The sequence below is a fragment of the Ruegeria sp. BHSA123 genome (genome assembly GCF_059613425.1).
The window spans coordinates 1-15356 of the sequence record NZ_JBXWSL010000057.1; the positions used below are offsets into that span (position 1 = coordinate 1).

A 15356-nucleotide genomic window follows, 5' to 3' on the forward strand; every position below is an offset into this window, starting at 1 on the left:
TACGGGGCGCTGGATGGTGAAATCCTACGGATTGGCGCCGATACCGTCAAACGTTCAGAGCGGAACGACGAAGAGGTGTTCGTTGTGGAAATTCGCACGAGCGACACAATGCTCGATGGAAATGGTGTCGCGGTGGAAATCATACCCGGCATGAACGCAGAGGTTGACATTTTGTCAGGTCGAAAATCCGTATTGGAGTATCTGCTGGAACCTGTCGTGAAGATAAAAGATCAAGCTTTGCGTGAGTAAGTGCAAAATAGTTGTTTTTCCGACGCTTACAGTGTTTTTCTATCAACATCGCCTGACGCAGAGGGCGGAAAGAAATTCAGGTTCGCAATCTGCCCACCAGGGGGTCACTATTTCCAGTCGACATCCCCCAGGAAAATATACCCGGCACCGTAAATCGTTTTGATCAGGCGCGGATTCTTTGGATCTTCACCAAGTTTCGTACGCAACCTGGAGATTCTGACATCCATAGCACGATCAAAACTGTCGCCGGCCGCACCGCCCAAGGACTCCTGCATCTGCCCCCTGCTGATCAGCCGCTTGGGGCTTTCCAGAAACAGACGCAAAACCTCGCCTTCAGCATGGCTGAAAGGTGTTTCAGTCCCTGACCCGTCTTCCAGAACATACCGATCAAAATGCGCAATCCAGCCGTTGAATTCCGCCCTGTCCGATTGTGATGTCCGACCGCGCGGCGCGCGCAACCTGGCCCGCACCCGGGCAACGACTTCTGTCGGGTCAAACGGCTTGGTAATATAGTCATCCGCGCCCAACTCCAGCCCTGTCACACGGTCCTGAACCTGTGCCCGGCCGGAAATAATGATCACTGCTGCACCCTGTTCCAGCGCCAAGCGATGAACTAGCGCCAGCCCGTCGGTATCTGGTAAAGACAGGTCCACAAGGCAAACATCAGGGGTTACTCGATTAAGGGCTGCTTCAAACTCTCTGGCACGGGAAAAACTCTGCGTCCGGAAACCGGCATCCTCCAGTGCATCCGTCAGAATGCGCCGTATCTCGGGTTCGTCGTCGAGAATGGTCACCAGTGGTTGCGACATCAGGCGGCCTCGGTTTGGATCAGAGCAGACAATTGAGCCTGTGAGAACGGTTTACGCAAAACAGGTGCCAGGGCAAGCGCCCGTTGATGCAGCGGATCTGAATTTGGCAGAGATGTCATAAGGATAAGCGGCAACCCCGGTTTCATCTGTTCAAGGATGTCCAAGCCTGTACCGTGTCCTTCCAGACGGATATCCGACAAGACCAGCGAAATGTCCTTCACACTCGATATCAAGGCCAGTGCTTCATCAACTGAATTTGCTTCAATGACAGTAAAGCCCAAATCCACCAGCATGTCCCTAAACTGCCCGCGCAGGTCTTCGCTGTCTTCAACCAACAGTACCAATCCACCCTGAGCCGGAGGAGCGGGCCGAAAAGGCAAACGCATGACAACTGAGGCCCCAGATGGTGTATTTCTTAGATTCAGATCGCCACCGGCAAGCTTGACCGTATCATAAACCATCGGCAGCCCCAGTCCTGACCCGTCGCTCCCTTTTGTTGTGAAAAACGGGTTCAGTGCCTTTTCTAGCGCCTCGGGTGAAAACCCCGGCCCGGTGTCGGAAACCGTGACTTCGATCCAGATCTCACCTATGGCATGTGCACTGATTGTGATTTGACCCGTGCTCCCGCAGGCATCCCGGGCATTCAGGACCAAATTCAAAAGCGCATCCTGAACCATACCCGGATCAAGCATCAATGTTTGTTTTGGCAAGGTGTTTACGACGGACAGGCCCACACCGCGAGGCAGTGAGGGTGTCGCCAGAATCCTCAGGTCTTCCAACAATCCCCCGATGTCCGTTGCCTGCGGTTGCGGCGTTCGGTTTCCAGTCATGTCGGCGATCCGGTTCAGCAGCTGCCCGCCCCGGCGCGCGGTTTGTTGAGTTGCGGCCACAAGTTCCTGAGCGCCATCCGGCAAATCCATCTTGTCGAGGCGGGACTGCATCCCCAGGATGATAGTGAGCAGATTGGAAAAGTCATGGGCAAGCCCGCTGGTCATCTGGGCTGCCATCGCCCGGCGGCGGGTTTGCTGTAATGCAACGCGTGCCTGTGTCTCTTCGGTGATGTCCACCGACATCACGTACACACCCCCTGCCCCATCCGGCGTAAACGAAACCCGGATGCGTCGGGAATCCTGATCTTCGGTGAACTCGAAAACCGACGGCTCTCCGCTATAGGCCTTAAACAATTGGGCCTTAACCCGTTCAAAGGCGGTCGCACCCAGCGCTTCAGAAATGTGAAGCCCCAGAATATCGGACGGACGCCCAGGCATGACGGCGCTCAGGCGACGGTTCGAGTAATCGTATCGGCCGTCGCTGTCCAAATGCGCAATATGAGCCGGCATCATCTCGGTCACCATACGTGTGCGAGCTTCGATTTCGGTCAATTCCCGCTTGGCCTCTTCCAGCGCCGCGATCGTGGCCGCAAGTTTGCGGTTGGTTGCGGACAGTTCTTCCGCGTGGCTCAGCAACTGTTCCGACAGTTCCTCAGACCGCGCGCGCAACAGGTTTTCCGCCCGCCGCGTTCCGGTGATATCGGTGTAGACCGCGACCCACCCGCCTTGTGGCAGCGGTGCGCCTTCAATTGAAACAACCTGCCCATTGGGACGCACGCGCTCCATGTAGTGAGGCTCAAACGCCAAGGCTTGCTGGACGCGCAGATTGACCATTTCCTCGACACTTTCATCGTCGCCATACTCACCGCGGCTGGCAAGAAAGTGGATCGTATCCCGAAACAAAGCACCCCTTTGAACAAGCTCGTCCGGCAAACCGAACATTTCCTGGAAACGGCGATTGCTGAGCACCAGTTGCAATTTGCTGTCATAAATGGAAAGCGCCTGACCTATCAGGTTCAGCCCGGCGGTCGTCATCGCCTTGATACGCTTTTCCGTTATGTCCAACTTCGTCTTCTCCTCGGCTCATGCCTAGCATCTGAAACCATGCACGGGTAGTGGAATTGAGGGGAGGCGTTTAGGACCCTGTCTTCGTTCAATTGCTTTTTGCAATCCGGGAGTGCACAAAGCAAAATACTTCGACAAACCCGCCCGTGACCGAGCGTCCGGTACAGCCAGAATAGATGAACGTTGACAATAAACCGCGTTCTAAGATGTGTATCTGGGACAGGATTTTGCGCCTTCAGTTGTGATCGAGTGCAAGGACAATGTGTGGTCCATATTTTTCATCCGGTGGCGCAACATCTGTCGGCCTAACCGTGCGAGATCTGTTGCAAAATCCGGATTCTCCGCGACATTCTCGAATTCGCCCTTACCTTGATGGTCGAACAGGATCGGGGGCAGGTCGGCAGCGAACTCGACCAGGGTGAACCGTTCATCCCGCAATATTCCCAAACACGAGTCGCTGTTACCGGTCCCCAATTCTTGTTGCCATAACGTCGGGTTTTCAGGTTCTGAGAAATCAAGTTCGCTGAAAGAATAGTCGCGCCAATCGTCTGGGATATTACCCCGCAACAATGGCAGCAAGGACCGTCCATCCATAGCGTTCGGAACAGCCTGTCCAATCCAGTCCAATATGGTTGGTGTGACATCCACAGACTCGGTTGGAACGGTGATCTTGCTTCCCGCCATAGCTTCATTCCCGGGCAAACGGATCATCAGCGGTGTGTGATACGCCGCATCGTAGACCGTCATCTTGCCCCAGCTGTGTCGATCCCCCAGCATTTCACCATGATCGGCGGTGATAACCAGCAGTGTATCGTCGTATTGCCCGCTGTCCTTCAGGTACTGGACAACACGACCGATGTGGTGATCAACCTCTGTTGCCAGGCCAAGATATATAGCACGCAAAGTGCGATTGTTTTCGTCCGTAGGTTCAACGTCATCAAAACCGTGAACGAATTTTTTCGCGCTATAGGTATCCAGCTTTGGTCCGAAGAACGGATGCAGCGCTTTTTCTGCTGCTGCGCTCGGCAAGCAGTGCGGCAGAGGGATGTCCGCCGGGTCATACATGTCATTGTAGGGGGCCGGTGCGACCAACGGCGGATGCGGGCGGATATAGGTCAAATGGGCGAACCAACCCTTTCCACGATGAGGCGCGATTCCGTCCAGAAAGGCATCGGTCAGAAAGGCTGTATCGCTGTCTTCTGCCCGATACAGCGCGGGATCATTCAGCTGCGGGTGTCCACCATCGGGCGAAACGGGCTTGTAGACGTCCCAGTACTTTTCGAATTGATACCCCTTTTTCATCAGATGGGCTTGCCATGGATATGATTCTTCAAGGCGCATTTCGACAACTTCAACGAACCCGGTCATCGACTGTTCGTAAGACTTGAGGTCAGGGTCATTGGGATCATGGACGCGCGGATCGGCGGAGGTATCTGTGTACCCAAACAACATTGGCAAGTAACCAGCTTTGCGCATTTCCGTGGCAATGTTCGGGGTATCGTGTCGCAACGGCGTTCCGTTTCTAACCGACCGATGATTCATCGCATATTGGCCGGTCAGAATCGATGCTCGCGAGGGACCGCAGGGATTGGTGACCGAGAAATGGCGGGTAAAGGTCACGGCCTCATCCATAAAAGCCCGCAAATTCGGAAGGTTCACATGGTCTGCCAAGGCCCCGGACAGGCAATCCGCTCTGAGTTGATCGATGATGACAAACAAGACGTTCTTGGTCTGATGCATACCGACTTCTCCGATTCCGCGCCGTAATAAAATAAACAACGCGGAATGTGTATTGCTTCCCGCCATAGCGCAACCGATTTGTCGGTCGGACAAAGGCGTATTATCCCGACAAAGTTGCTGTGCGATAACTTCTGGTAAGCACCTGTTCAGCATAGCTCCAATGCGACGGTCGGCGTGACGTCAAGGCCATCCGGCGCGGCAAAAAGATGTTCAATGGCACAAAGCCATTGCGGTCATTGAATGTTTCACTTCACATGACCTCATGACGCAGCCTTCGATAATCTCAGAACACGATTCCAGCGGTACTCGTGTACGCATATCCGGAGAGCTGCTCACGCAATCGCTGCAAACCGTTGAACAAGGTTTTGCCTCTGTCCGCCCAACCGGAGACAGGCTTGTTCTCGATCTGTCCGAGGTCGAAGCCCTGGATACCGGCGGTGCCTGGCTGATCGCGGACCTTGGCAAACGCTTCACGTCGCAAGGTGCAACACTTGAATTTCAAGGGGTGAAACCGGCACATGCCACTCTGATAGATACTGTAACCCGCAGCATACCCGACGAACCCGGTGAACTTGATAAACCGCGAAGTCTGTTGGATTTGATCGCACAAATGGGTCACATCACCGTAGGTGCCTGGCGGGATACGCTTTCCATCCTCGAATTTCTGGGTCTGACACTGCATCGGCTGTTTCGTACCATTGTTATGCCATGGCGACTGCGCAAGGCAGCGCTGGTCACACACATGGAAGAGACCGGGTTCAAAGCACTGCCAATCGTGGCCCTTATGGGATTTCTGATCGGTGTAGTACTGGCCTTTCAGGGCGCAACCCAGTTGAAGCAATTTGGAGCTGAGATATTCGTTGTCGAACTGATCTCGATCTCGGTTCTGCGTGAATTGGGCATATTGTTGACGGCAATTATTGTTGCCGGGCGCTCGGGTTCTGCATTCACCGCATCTATCGGTTCGATGAAAGTGCAGGAAGAAATCGACGCAATGCGAACACTGGGTCTGGACCCGATCGAAGTTCTGGTCATTCCCCGCGTTTTGGCCTTGTTGATCATGTTGCCCATACTGGGTTTTGTCGCCGATATCGCGGGTCTGTTTGGTGGCGCATTGATGAGCTGGATCGACCTGGGTGTAAGCCCCGGCATGTTTCTTACTCGCTTGAAGGAAAACACCGACGTCTGGCAATTGGCGGTCGGTCTTATCAAAGCTCCGTTCTTTGCGCTCGTTATTGGCGTTATTGCCTGCTGGCAGGCAATGCAGGTCAAAGGGTCCGCCCAAAGTGTCGGTCAACGTACGACAGCATCAGTTGTTCAATCCATTTTCATGGTGATCGCAATCGACGCTTTGTTTTCGATCTTCTTCTCAGAGATCGGAATATGACATGACCGGGGATACACCACAGCCATCAGTCGCCACAACTAAAGACCGTGAGGCTGTCATTCGTGTAAGCGGGCTCCGAACTCAGTTCGGTACCCAGGTGGTACACGAAAACCTGAATCTTGATGTCTGGAAGGGAGAAGTTCTGGGAATCGTTGGCGGGTCGGGCACCGGTAAATCCGTATTACTCAGAACTATCGTAGGGCTGAACAAACCCGCCGCCGGAGAAATCGAGGTGCTGGGCGTCGATGTTCTGAATGGCCCAGAGGATGACCGCCGCAGGATCGAACGCCGCTGGGGTGTTGCCTTTCAGGACGGGGCACTGTTTTCGTCATTGACCGTGCTGCAAAACGTGATGGCTCCGTTGCGGGAACACACAGGTCTCAGCGAAAAACTAATGGAGTCTCTGGGTGCATTGAAGATTAGCCTCGTGGGTCTGCCACAGCTGAGTTGCGGCAAGTTTCCGTCAGAACTGTCGGGTGGCATGCGCAAGCGCGCTGCGCTGGCTCGGGCGCTGGCCCTTGACCCCGAGATCGTTTTTCTGGACGAACCAACCGCAGGATTGGACCCGATCGGCGCAGCCGCGTATGATGAACTGATCGGTGAGTTACAGCAGGCACTTGGGTTGACCGTTTTCATGGTCACCCATGATTTGGACAGTCTTTACGCGATCTGCGACCGCGTTGCAGTGCTTGCAGAAAAGCGCGTACTGGTTGAAGGTCCGATTGAGGACATGACCAAGGTCGACCATCCTTGGGTACAGGAATACTTCACAGGCCCCCGCGCCCGCGCGGCGCAACAGAAGGGGCAAAACAGGTAAAAGCAATGGAAACCCGGGCGAACTATATCCTGATCGGCGCGTTTACCCTTGCGGGGTTGCTGGGCGCATTCGGCTTTTTCCTGTGGCTCGCCAAGTTTGAGATCACGCGCCAATACGCTTATTACGATGTACTGTTTGACAATGTCGCAGGTCTGTCGGCAGCCAGCGGCGTGAACTTCAACGGCCTGCCGGTCGGGCAGGTCGTTTCCTTGCAACTGGATGATAATGATCCGTCAAAGGTTCGGGTGCGGATCGAAGTGGACGCAGACATTCCGATAACCAATGATACAATCGCACAGCTTCAGTCACTTGGTGTGACTGGTGTTGGTTATGTCGAACTGACAGGGGGGTCCGCTAACGCCGAACGATTGCCACAAAAGAGCATTATCAAGAGCAAACGAAGCACAATTCAATCCCTGTTCGAAGGCGCGCCAAAAGTTCTGGATGAAGCCGTGACGCTTTTGGAGAACCTGAACAAAGTCGTCGATGATAAAAACCGGGAAGCTGTGAGCGGTATTCTGGACAATCTTGCTTCGGCCACAGGTAAACTGGACAATACACTGACAAGTTTTGAATCCGTGGCAAATGACATCGGCAGCGCTGCGCAGGATATTGGCGCGTTTTCAAAGCGGCTGGACCCACTGATCGAAACTGCTCAAACAACGCTCGAAACCGGTACGGAAACATTGGAAGCCGTCAAAACGGCTTCCGGGTCCGCCAAGACCGCGCTGGACGAAGCTAAAACAACCTTTCAGACGGCTGACCGCATTTTGCAGCAGGACGTGAAGCCTTTCATCGAGCGAGGCTCGCAACTGGCTGAACGGTTGACCGTTTTGTCTGATGAAGGCAGCGTTACCCTTGGAATTGTGAACGAAACCGTTCTGAACGCCAATACGGCGCTTGGCTCGATTACTACGGCGATGGAGTCCGCCAAGGGGGCACTGGCTTCGGCAGAATCCGCTTTTGACTCTGCAAATCGTGTCATGGAGGAAGACGTGGCACCTGTTGCGGAAGATGTCCGGAAGGCGGCCAATCAGGTGACCGAAACCGTCGCGGGCATAACGGAAAAGATCGATCAGATCTCGGACGACGTCCTGAGCGCGTCAAATTCCGCGTCCGAATTGCTGGGAACCATCGACGAAATCGTGCAGAGCAACCGCCGACAAGTGTCAGACTTCCTGCGTGTCGGGTTGCCTCAGTTTGTTCGTTTTATCGAAGAATCCCAGCGTCTTGTTATCAGTTTGGATCGCCTCGTAGACAAAGTTGAACGCGATCCGGCACGTTTCCTTCTGGGCACCCAAGCATCGGAGTTCCGTCAATGATCAAGCCTGCACTTGCAATGTTGATGGTCGTGTTGTTTGGCGGCTGCGCTGGTCTGGGCACGTTGAAACAAGCGGCGAAACCGAATGACTTGTATCTGCTGACCCCTAAAAGCACTTTTTCCTCAGCACTGCCCAGGATTGAAAAGCAGATCGTCGTTCAGGAACCGACGGCAACTGCCGCAGTGAACACGGATCAGATTGCCATTCAACCTACTGCGTTGCAGGTTCAATATTTGCCCCGCGCCCGCTGGGTGGATCGCGCGCCCTTGATCGTTCAAACCCTATTGGTCGAAAGCTTTGAGAACTCGGGCAAAGTCGCAGCTGTTGGACGCTCAACCGTTGGTCTGCGAGCCGATTACGTAATTGCCCCGGACCTTAGAGAGTTTCAGGGGGTCGTGATCGAAGACACCGAGAATGGAACCAAAATTCGCGTCGAAGTTCGTATTAACATCAAGGTGATCGACGAATACGAAGACAAGATCATTGCGTCCAGCTCGTTCCAGGAAAACGTCGTGGCGGCAAGCGATCAGACACCCGATCTGATCAACGCGTTTGATCTGGCTTTGGGGCGCGCGATGCGAGATTCTGTAGAATGGAGCATTCGCAAGATCAATACCCACGTGGCAAACAACCCGCGATCCATTCCCAGATAACGAAAGCCGCATAAGACGGCGGAAAAAGCGGGCAATTACAGACGCGCTTTCACATGACCAAACATTGCTCTACCCAATGTGGTTTTCAGAATTGTGCGGCCGAAGCTCGGTTCCAATCATCTGCAAATTCTTCGGGAATGTCGTCCTTTAACAAGGCGCCGTCCTCCAGATAGGTATAAAGTTCGGCATAGCTGCGCTCATGCTCGTCCGCAGTGCGGCGCAAGATATCACGGGGATGTAACTCGGATGCTTTTTCCTTGCCCATGGCGCCCAAAAGCTCGCGGAAACTTTCCAGCGTGGCATCGTGATAGCGATGAACACGCCGACGTTTCTGAGGCACATTCACGGCGCGCCCGCGGATGGGATCTTGTGTAGCCACCCCTGATGGACAACGGTTTGTGTTGCAATGCAATGCCTGGATGCAACCAACCGCAAACATCATCGCGCGCGCCGAGTTGCACATGTCTGCACCAAGCGCCAACTTCTCGACCATGTCATAACCGGTCGCCACTTTGCCGGAGCAGATGATCCGAATCTTGTCACGCACTCCGACACCGCGCAAACAGTTGCTGACAAAGATCAAGGCTTCGTTCAGGGGCATACCCAACCGGTTGGTAAATTCCACCGGGGCTGCGCCTGTGCCCCCTTCTGCCCCGTCAATCGTGATGAAATCCGGCAAGATACCCGTTTCAAGCATTGCTTTGCAGATCGCCATGAACTCGGACGGCCTGCCGATGCACAGTTTGAAACCGACAGGTTTGCCACCTGACATTTCCCGCAGGTGCTGGACAAAATGCATCAAACCCGTGGGCCCATCGAATGTGCTGTGGGTGGGCGGAGAAATCACATCCTGATGTTCTGGCACACCACGTATCTCGGCAATCTCAGCATCAACTTTGGCAGCAGGCAGAACACCGCCGTGGGCGGGCTTTGCACCTTGTGACAGCTTGATCTCAATAGCCTTGACCACGTCCTTTCTTGCCTTTTCGGCAAACTTGTCCTTGTCAAATCCACCAGCCGGGGTCCGGCACCCGAAATAACCCGTCCCGATCTGCCAGATGATGTCTCCGCCTTCAGCCAGGTGATGCGGTGACAGACCGCCCTCTCCGGTGTTATGCGCGAACCCCCCATCCTTGGCTCCTCCGTTCAGCGCGCGGATGGCGTTGGCGCTGAGCGCGCCAAAGCTCATGGCAGACACATTAAGACGCGAGGCGCTGTATGGTTGCGTACATTGTGGACCGCCCAGCAATATGCGTTCTTCACTTTTGTCTACATGTTTGGGGGCAAGTGAGTGGTTGGCGCGATGATACCCGGTTTCGGTAATGTCGTATTGCGTGCCGAACGCCTGTGTGTCCACCTGCCCCTTGGCCCGAGAATATACCAGCCCTCGGACAATTCTGTTGAAAGGCCGGCCACTTTCGTTGGTTTCAACGAAGTACTGGCGAATTTCCGGACTTACAAATTCCAACATGTACCGGAAATGGCCAAGAACCGGATAGTTGTTCAGGACGTTGTGCCTGGTCGTCAAAACATCATAAAGACCGATGATCGCGTACGGCACCAAAATGATCAGAAGCCAATGGGCAGGCGACCAGAAGAACCCAAGGATCAGAACCACTGGCAGACAGACACAGCTTAGAAAAAAGAAAATTCTGCGTACAATCATGTTCCAAACTCCTTGTGTTTTTATCGGGCTGATGAGCCATGCTGTCAGAACTCAACGTGAAACAGATTGAAATTTTATTTCAAGTGTCAGCGGTAAAATGTCTGCTGAGGGACGCAAATGTGAAATCATGTTACGAACGGACCAACTGTTGAACCCAGTGCAACCAGCGGATAAATCACGCTAACCGGACGACAAAGGGCCGATCCTTGGCAAACACACACTCCCACCTCTGGCGTGAACGAAAAAGCGTGATGTTTCTGTCCGTCTTCGTCGGTGGGGCGCTTGGGTCGTTGTTGCGTGAGGCGTTTGCACTAGAAATCCCCGGCCTCAGCTTTCTAACTTCGACTTTCGGCATCAACGTGACCGCCTGTTTTGTTCTGGGCTGGCTGTATTCCGTGCGCCATAAGGTGCACGCGCATGTTCTGTATCTTGGCACCGTCGGATTTTGCGGCGGATTGTCAACCTTCTCATCTTTTGTTGCTGATCTTGAACGTATGGCCGAAGGCGGCCTATGGGTAACGTCCCTGGCAATCGGGCTGGAAGTTTCATTTGGCCTTGCGGCCGCGCTGATTGGCGAAAGCCTTGGTCGTCATTTTCACTCTGAAAAGTCGCCGTCATGAGCGAATTGTATCTTCATTCCATGTTCGCGTTGGGTGGGGGTCTGGGGGCCGTGATGCGCCATTGGCTGGCGCTGAAAATTCGGCACGACTTGCCACTAGCAACCTTGCTCGTAAATGTATTGGGCAGCTTGTTGCTGGGGATCTGGGTGGGGTATTTGGGAGGTCCTGTAGACATAGCCGAGGACCAAAAACGCCTTGTTTTCGGGTTTTGCGGCGGTTTTACAACCTTTTCCAGCTTTGCCTACCAATCGCTCGAGCTTCACCGCGAACGCACATTGTTTTTGGCAGCAGGCAATATTCTGTTCAGCCTTGCTCTGTGCTGGTTCGCTTTCTGGCTTGGCCTGCTGTTAACGCGCTGAAGCTTACCAAGCTGGGCAATAAACTCGAACACTGATTTGCTTTTCTTTCCGACCAACGTTGGGTCCCAAGCCACGCCAACGCTTTGACAAATAAAGAGTTTGAAAAGACTTATTGCATTAAGCTGAACTGCATCGAGTGTTCTGGTGTGTGAGCAATGGCCTGTGTCCTTGACCCGGACATGGGCCATTTCTTAATCGGATCAGACCCCATAACGGGCAAGAAACATATCCACGGCTTGTGTCGCCACTTCGGTGATTTCTTCTTTGCTGAACGAATTCTGAATTCCAAATGCGGCCCGGGTCCAGATTCTTACCTTGCAAAGCTCGGAGAACTGCTCAGCCGCGATATAAACATCTTCAATCGCCAACTCACCTTTGGCCACGGCTTTTTCAAGATATTCCGCCATTTGACGCTGGCCATTTTGCGGCCCCGCTTCATAAAATGCGCGGCCAAGTTCCGGAAACCGGTCCCGTTCGGCAACACAAATCCGAAAAACTTGCTGCGCGAAATCTGAAACCAGAAACGCCGTCAATTGCGTGGCCGCGATCATCAGCACTTCGCGGGCGGGTTTGGTCTCGTCAATCATCGCGATGATCCGTTCAGCCATCAGACAGCATTCCGTTTGCGCAACTTCCATGAACAAAAGACGCTTGTCCGGGAAATAGCTGTACAAGGTTGCTTTTGACACCCCAGCCGCGCGTGCAATATCATCCACGCTTGCGCCCTCGAATCCATCCGCCATGAAAACCTCTCGGGCCCCGCGCAAAACCTGATCGAACTTTCGGCCTGTGCGCAGGATGGTGGCGGTCTGGGTCATGTCATCTCCTCGAGCAATACCTGATACAGTTTATAAACCGTTCGGTTCAGGTACAAGGATTCTCGTATTTCGCTAATATCTGGCAATGTTCTAATTGTGCCGCAGGTCTCTTGCGACGGTTTCAAACCGTGTTAGGACTCGGCCCATGGCCGATATCTTTTTGCGTACACTTCCCTTTTTTGCGATCATCGGCCTTGGCTTTTGGGCTGGGCGCACACGGTTCTTTACGGCCGAAGCAACCGCATATCTGACCAAGTTCGTGTTCTTCTTCGCACTATCGGCAATGCTTTTTCGATTTGCGGCGACCCTGCCATTTGCAGAGATTTTTAACGCAAGACTGATCTTCGGTTACCTCATAGGCACCGCCGCTGTTTATGGCATAGCCACTTGCGTAGCGTGGATTCGCAGCCTTGATGTGCCGACTTCGGCGGTTGAAGCACAGTGCGCTGCCATTGGAAACGTTGGCTTTCTTGGCCTGCCAATGCTCGCGGTGCTGTTCACCGAAGCAGCTATTGGCCCGGTCATGCTGGTTCTGACCGTAGATCTGGTTGTATTCTCGTCTCTGATCGTGATCCTGATCAACGGTGGGCGTGACGGAAGGCTGACGCCAGCCACTTTCAAACTGATTGGCATGGGTCTGCTCAAGAACCCGATGATTGTCTCGATCTCTGCCGGGCTCGTCTGGTCATCCCTGCAAATCCCGGTTCCCGATCCGCTGAACAGCTTTCTGACCATTCTCGGTGGTGCCGCTACCCCCGGAGCGCTTTTTGCAATCGGCGCGTCCCTGGCTGGCAAATCCGCAGAAAGAATTCAGATCGCAGCCTGGTTGAGTTTCTGCAAGCTGGTGCTCCACCCACTTTTCGTGGCAATCGCCCTGATCTGGCTGATCCCGGTCGAAACATTCCCGGCAAGCGTTGCAATTGCGGCGTCCGCTCTGCCCGTAGCAGGAAATGTCTATATGTTGGCCGCGCATTACGGCATTGCCCCACAGCGTGCCTCGGCTGCTATTTTGCTGTCGACGCTCGTCAGCATTGTAACAATACCGCTTGTTATTGCGACTCTAGGAACTCCCTGACCTTCACCTTTTTAAAAATACTCACACCAAAGGCACTCGGACTTTACGCCGGGTCCGTGGATCGTTAGCCATGTTGCGACTCTAGAATAAGGACGATGCCTGATGGAAACCCTTTCGGAAAATGCCTGTTTCGGCGGAGTGCAAGGCGTGTATCGCCATGCTTCGTCGGCATGCCAATGCGACATGACGTTTGGCCTTTTTCTTCCGACCGAGGCGAAAGATGGCCCGGTTCCGATTCTGTGGTATCTGTCTGGTCTGACCTGCACTCATGAAAACGCGATGACAAAAGCCGGCGCACAGGCGTGGGCTGCGGAACAGGGCATTGCAGTGGTGTTTCCCGACACTTCGCCACGCGGTGAAGGTGTTGCGGATCACGACGACTACGATTTGGGTCAGGGCGCTGGGTTCTACGTGAACGCCACGCAGGAGCCTTGGGCACCGCATTTCAGGATGTGGGATTACATTGCCGACGAATTGCCCGCCTTGCTGTTCGAAAACTTTGCCATCGACAGCGAACGTCAGGCCATAACCGGTCATTCCATGGGCGGGCATGGTGCATTGACACTGGCCATGAACCTTCCGGGACGGTACCGCTCGGTTTCGGCCTTTGCGCCCATCTCGAACCCGACGGGTGCAGACTGGGGGCGCAAACAGCTTGGCGCGTATCTGGGGGATGATAAATCCCTTTGGGCCAAACACGATGCTTCCCTGTTAATGAAGGAAACCGGTTTCGACGGTCCCGTCCTGATCGATACGGGCACCAATGATCAGTTCATGGACCTGCTGCGCCCCGAAACGCTTACCCAAGCCATCGCTGAGCGTCGCCAGCAAGCAACCTTCCGCCTCCAGTCGGGGTATGACCATTCGTACTTCTTCGTATCTACCTTCATGGAAGACCACATCGTTTTCCACGCCGAAGCGCTGTACGGAGACTGAGGGATGAGCAAATACGACTATGATCTGGTCATCATCGGATCCGGGCCTTCGGGGCGTTCCGCTGCCATTCAGGCTGGCAAGCTCAAGCGACGGGTTCTGGTGATCGACCGCAAAGACCGTTTTGGTGGGGTATCCGTTCACACCGGAACAATCCCATCCAAGACATTGCGTGAAACGGTTCTGAATCTGTCGGGCTGGCGCGAGCGCAGCTTTTATGGCCGTTCCTATCGGGTCAAAGACCAGATCCGCGCCGAGGATCTGAAAGCCCGCCTGCACATGACCCTTGATCACGAGGTCGACGTGCTGGAACATCAATTCAACCGGAACCATGTCGATACGCTGAACGGTCTGGCAAGGTTCATTGGACCGCACGAAGTGGAAGTCGCCACTGATGCTGGCGAGACTACCCGAATAACAGCGGCCAAGTTTCTGATTGCTACGGGAACCAAAACTTATCGCCCCGATTATGTTCCGTTCAACGGCAAGACAGTGGTTGATGGCGACGAATTTCTGGAAATGGCAGAAATCCCGCGTTCACTGGTTGTTATCGGTGCCGGGGTCATTGGGGTCGAATACGCCACGATGTTCTCGGCGCTGGACGTTCGGGTGACGCTGATCGAGCCGCGGGATACGTTTCTGGACTTCATCGACTGCCGCTTGATCCATGATTTCACCCATCAAATCCGCGAAAACGGTGTTGATCTGCGGTTGGGATCGGCTGTCGAAAAGATTGAAGATGCGGGCGAGCACGTCGAAGTGACCCTAGAAAACGGGCGCCACGTGCGGGCGGAGATGCTGCTTTTTGCAGCCGGGCGCATGGGCGCAACATCGAAACTTAATCTGGATTCTGTCGGACTGGAAACCGATCACCGCAACCGGATCAAGGTAGACCGCAAGACATATCAGACCGCTGTTCCGCATATCTATGCGACCGGTGATGTGATCGGCCACCCTTCGCTGGCTTCTACTTCACTGCAGCAAGGGCGCGTGGCTGCCTGCCATGCGCTTGA

15 protein-coding genes are annotated in these 15356 nt (G+C 54.2%); 10 read left to right on the forward strand and 5 right to left on the reverse strand.

Annotated elements, in window-relative coordinates:
• On the forward strand, positions 1 to 249 hold a 249-nt coding region (locus tag AC2FNC_RS17255), incomplete at its 5' end, for a beta-barrel domain-containing protein (protein WP_496716057.1).
• A 107-nt stretch (positions 250 to 356) separates the two neighbouring features.
• On the opposite strand, the gene AC2FNC_RS17260 is transcribed toward AC2FNC_RS17255, so the two are convergent.
• From AC2FNC_RS17260 to AC2FNC_RS17270, 3 genes are all read right to left on the reverse strand, one after another.
• Entirely contained in the window at positions 357 to 1058 is a 702-nt protein-coding gene (locus AC2FNC_RS17260; RefSeq protein ID WP_480477238.1) for a response regulator transcription factor, read from the reverse strand.
• Positions 1058 to 2953, reverse strand: a complete 1896-nt coding sequence (locus AC2FNC_RS17265) for a PAS-domain containing protein (RefSeq protein ID WP_496716058.1) — start codon at positions 2951 to 2953, stop codon at positions 1058 to 1060. The genes AC2FNC_RS17260 and AC2FNC_RS17265 overlap by 1 nt, the downstream gene beginning before the upstream one ends.
• Positions 2954 to 3154: 201 nt before the next feature.
• Positions 3155 to 4693 (reverse strand): alkaline phosphatase family protein, encoded by a 1539-nt coding sequence (locus AC2FNC_RS17270; RefSeq protein ID WP_480554936.1) that lies wholly within the window; start codon positions 4691 to 4693, stop codon positions 3155 to 3157.
• A gap of 262 nt (positions 4694 to 4955) precedes the next feature.
• Here AC2FNC_RS17270 and AC2FNC_RS17275 point away from each other — a divergent pair, with 262 nt between their 5' ends.
• Genes AC2FNC_RS17275 through AC2FNC_RS17290 form a run of 4 tightly spaced genes read left to right on the forward strand, consistent with a single transcriptional unit; the run spans position 4956 to position 8872 of the window.
• Positions 4956 to 6080, forward strand: a complete 1125-nt coding sequence (locus AC2FNC_RS17275; protein WP_480519934.1) for an ABC transporter permease — start codon at positions 4956 to 4958, stop codon at positions 6078 to 6080.
• Between the two features lies 1 nt (position 6081).
• Positions 6082 to 6897 carry an ABC transporter ATP-binding protein gene (locus AC2FNC_RS17280; protein WP_480519932.1) on the forward strand — a complete coding sequence of 272 codons (816 nt, stop codon included), beginning with the start codon at positions 6082 to 6084 and terminating at the stop codon, positions 6895 to 6897.
• A gap of 5 nt (positions 6898 to 6902) precedes the next feature.
• On the forward strand, positions 6903 to 8219 hold the full coding sequence (locus tag AC2FNC_RS17285; protein ID WP_496716060.1) for an MlaD family protein: 1317 nt from the start codon (positions 6903 to 6905) through the stop codon (positions 8217 to 8219).
• Positions 8216 to 8872, forward strand: coding sequence for an ABC-type transport auxiliary lipoprotein family protein (locus tag AC2FNC_RS17290; RefSeq protein WP_480477226.1), 657 nt, complete (start codon positions 8216 to 8218; stop codon positions 8870 to 8872). Before AC2FNC_RS17285 ends, AC2FNC_RS17290 begins: the two co-directional genes overlap by 4 nt.
• 85 nt (positions 8873 to 8957) lie before the next feature.
• Here the strand turns inward: AC2FNC_RS17290 and AC2FNC_RS17295 are convergent, their stop codons facing one another.
• Positions 8958 to 10538, reverse strand: coding sequence for an FMN-binding glutamate synthase family protein (locus AC2FNC_RS17295; RefSeq protein WP_480625154.1), 1581 nt, complete (start codon positions 10536 to 10538; stop codon positions 8958 to 8960).
• Positions 10539 to 10789: 251 nt separating this feature from the next.
• On the opposite strand from AC2FNC_RS17295, the gene AC2FNC_RS17300 reads away from it, so the two are divergent.
• Both AC2FNC_RS17300 and crcB read left to right on the forward strand, forming a co-directional pair.
• A complete protein-coding gene (locus AC2FNC_RS17300; RefSeq protein WP_480554932.1) occupies positions 10790 to 11158 on the forward strand; it encodes a fluoride efflux transporter FluC in 369 nt (122 codons plus the stop codon).
• Between the two features lie 20 nt (positions 11159 to 11178).
• Complete coding sequence (gene crcB / locus AC2FNC_RS17305) at positions 11179 to 11517, forward strand: fluoride efflux transporter CrcB (RefSeq protein WP_496716064.1); 339 nt, start codon at positions 11179 to 11181, stop codon at positions 11515 to 11517.
• A gap of 200 nt (positions 11518 to 11717) precedes the next feature.
• Here crcB and AC2FNC_RS17310 read toward each other — a convergent pair whose 3' ends face one another.
• Positions 11718 to 12335: a TetR/AcrR family transcriptional regulator gene (locus tag AC2FNC_RS17310; RefSeq protein ID WP_480554930.1), complete on the reverse strand. Its 618-nt coding sequence runs from the start codon at positions 12333 to 12335 to the stop codon at positions 11718 to 11720.
• A 145-nt stretch (positions 12336 to 12480) separates the two neighbouring features.
• Between AC2FNC_RS17310 and AC2FNC_RS17315 the strand changes: the two genes are divergently transcribed.
• From AC2FNC_RS17315 to AC2FNC_RS17325, 3 genes are all read left to right on the forward strand, one after another.
• Entirely contained in the window at positions 12481 to 13410 is a 930-nt protein-coding gene (locus AC2FNC_RS17315) for an AEC family transporter (protein WP_480519920.1), read from the forward strand.
• Positions 13411 to 13512: 102 nt separating this feature from the next.
• Positions 13513 to 14346 carry an S-formylglutathione hydrolase gene (gene fghA, locus AC2FNC_RS17320; protein ID WP_496716062.1) on the forward strand — a complete coding sequence of 278 codons (834 nt, stop codon included), beginning with the start codon at positions 13513 to 13515 and terminating at the stop codon, positions 14344 to 14346.
• A gap of 3 nt (positions 14347 to 14349) precedes the next feature.
• On the forward strand, positions 14350 to 15356 hold a 1007-nt coding region (locus AC2FNC_RS17325), incomplete at its 3' end, for an FAD-dependent oxidoreductase (RefSeq protein WP_496716063.1).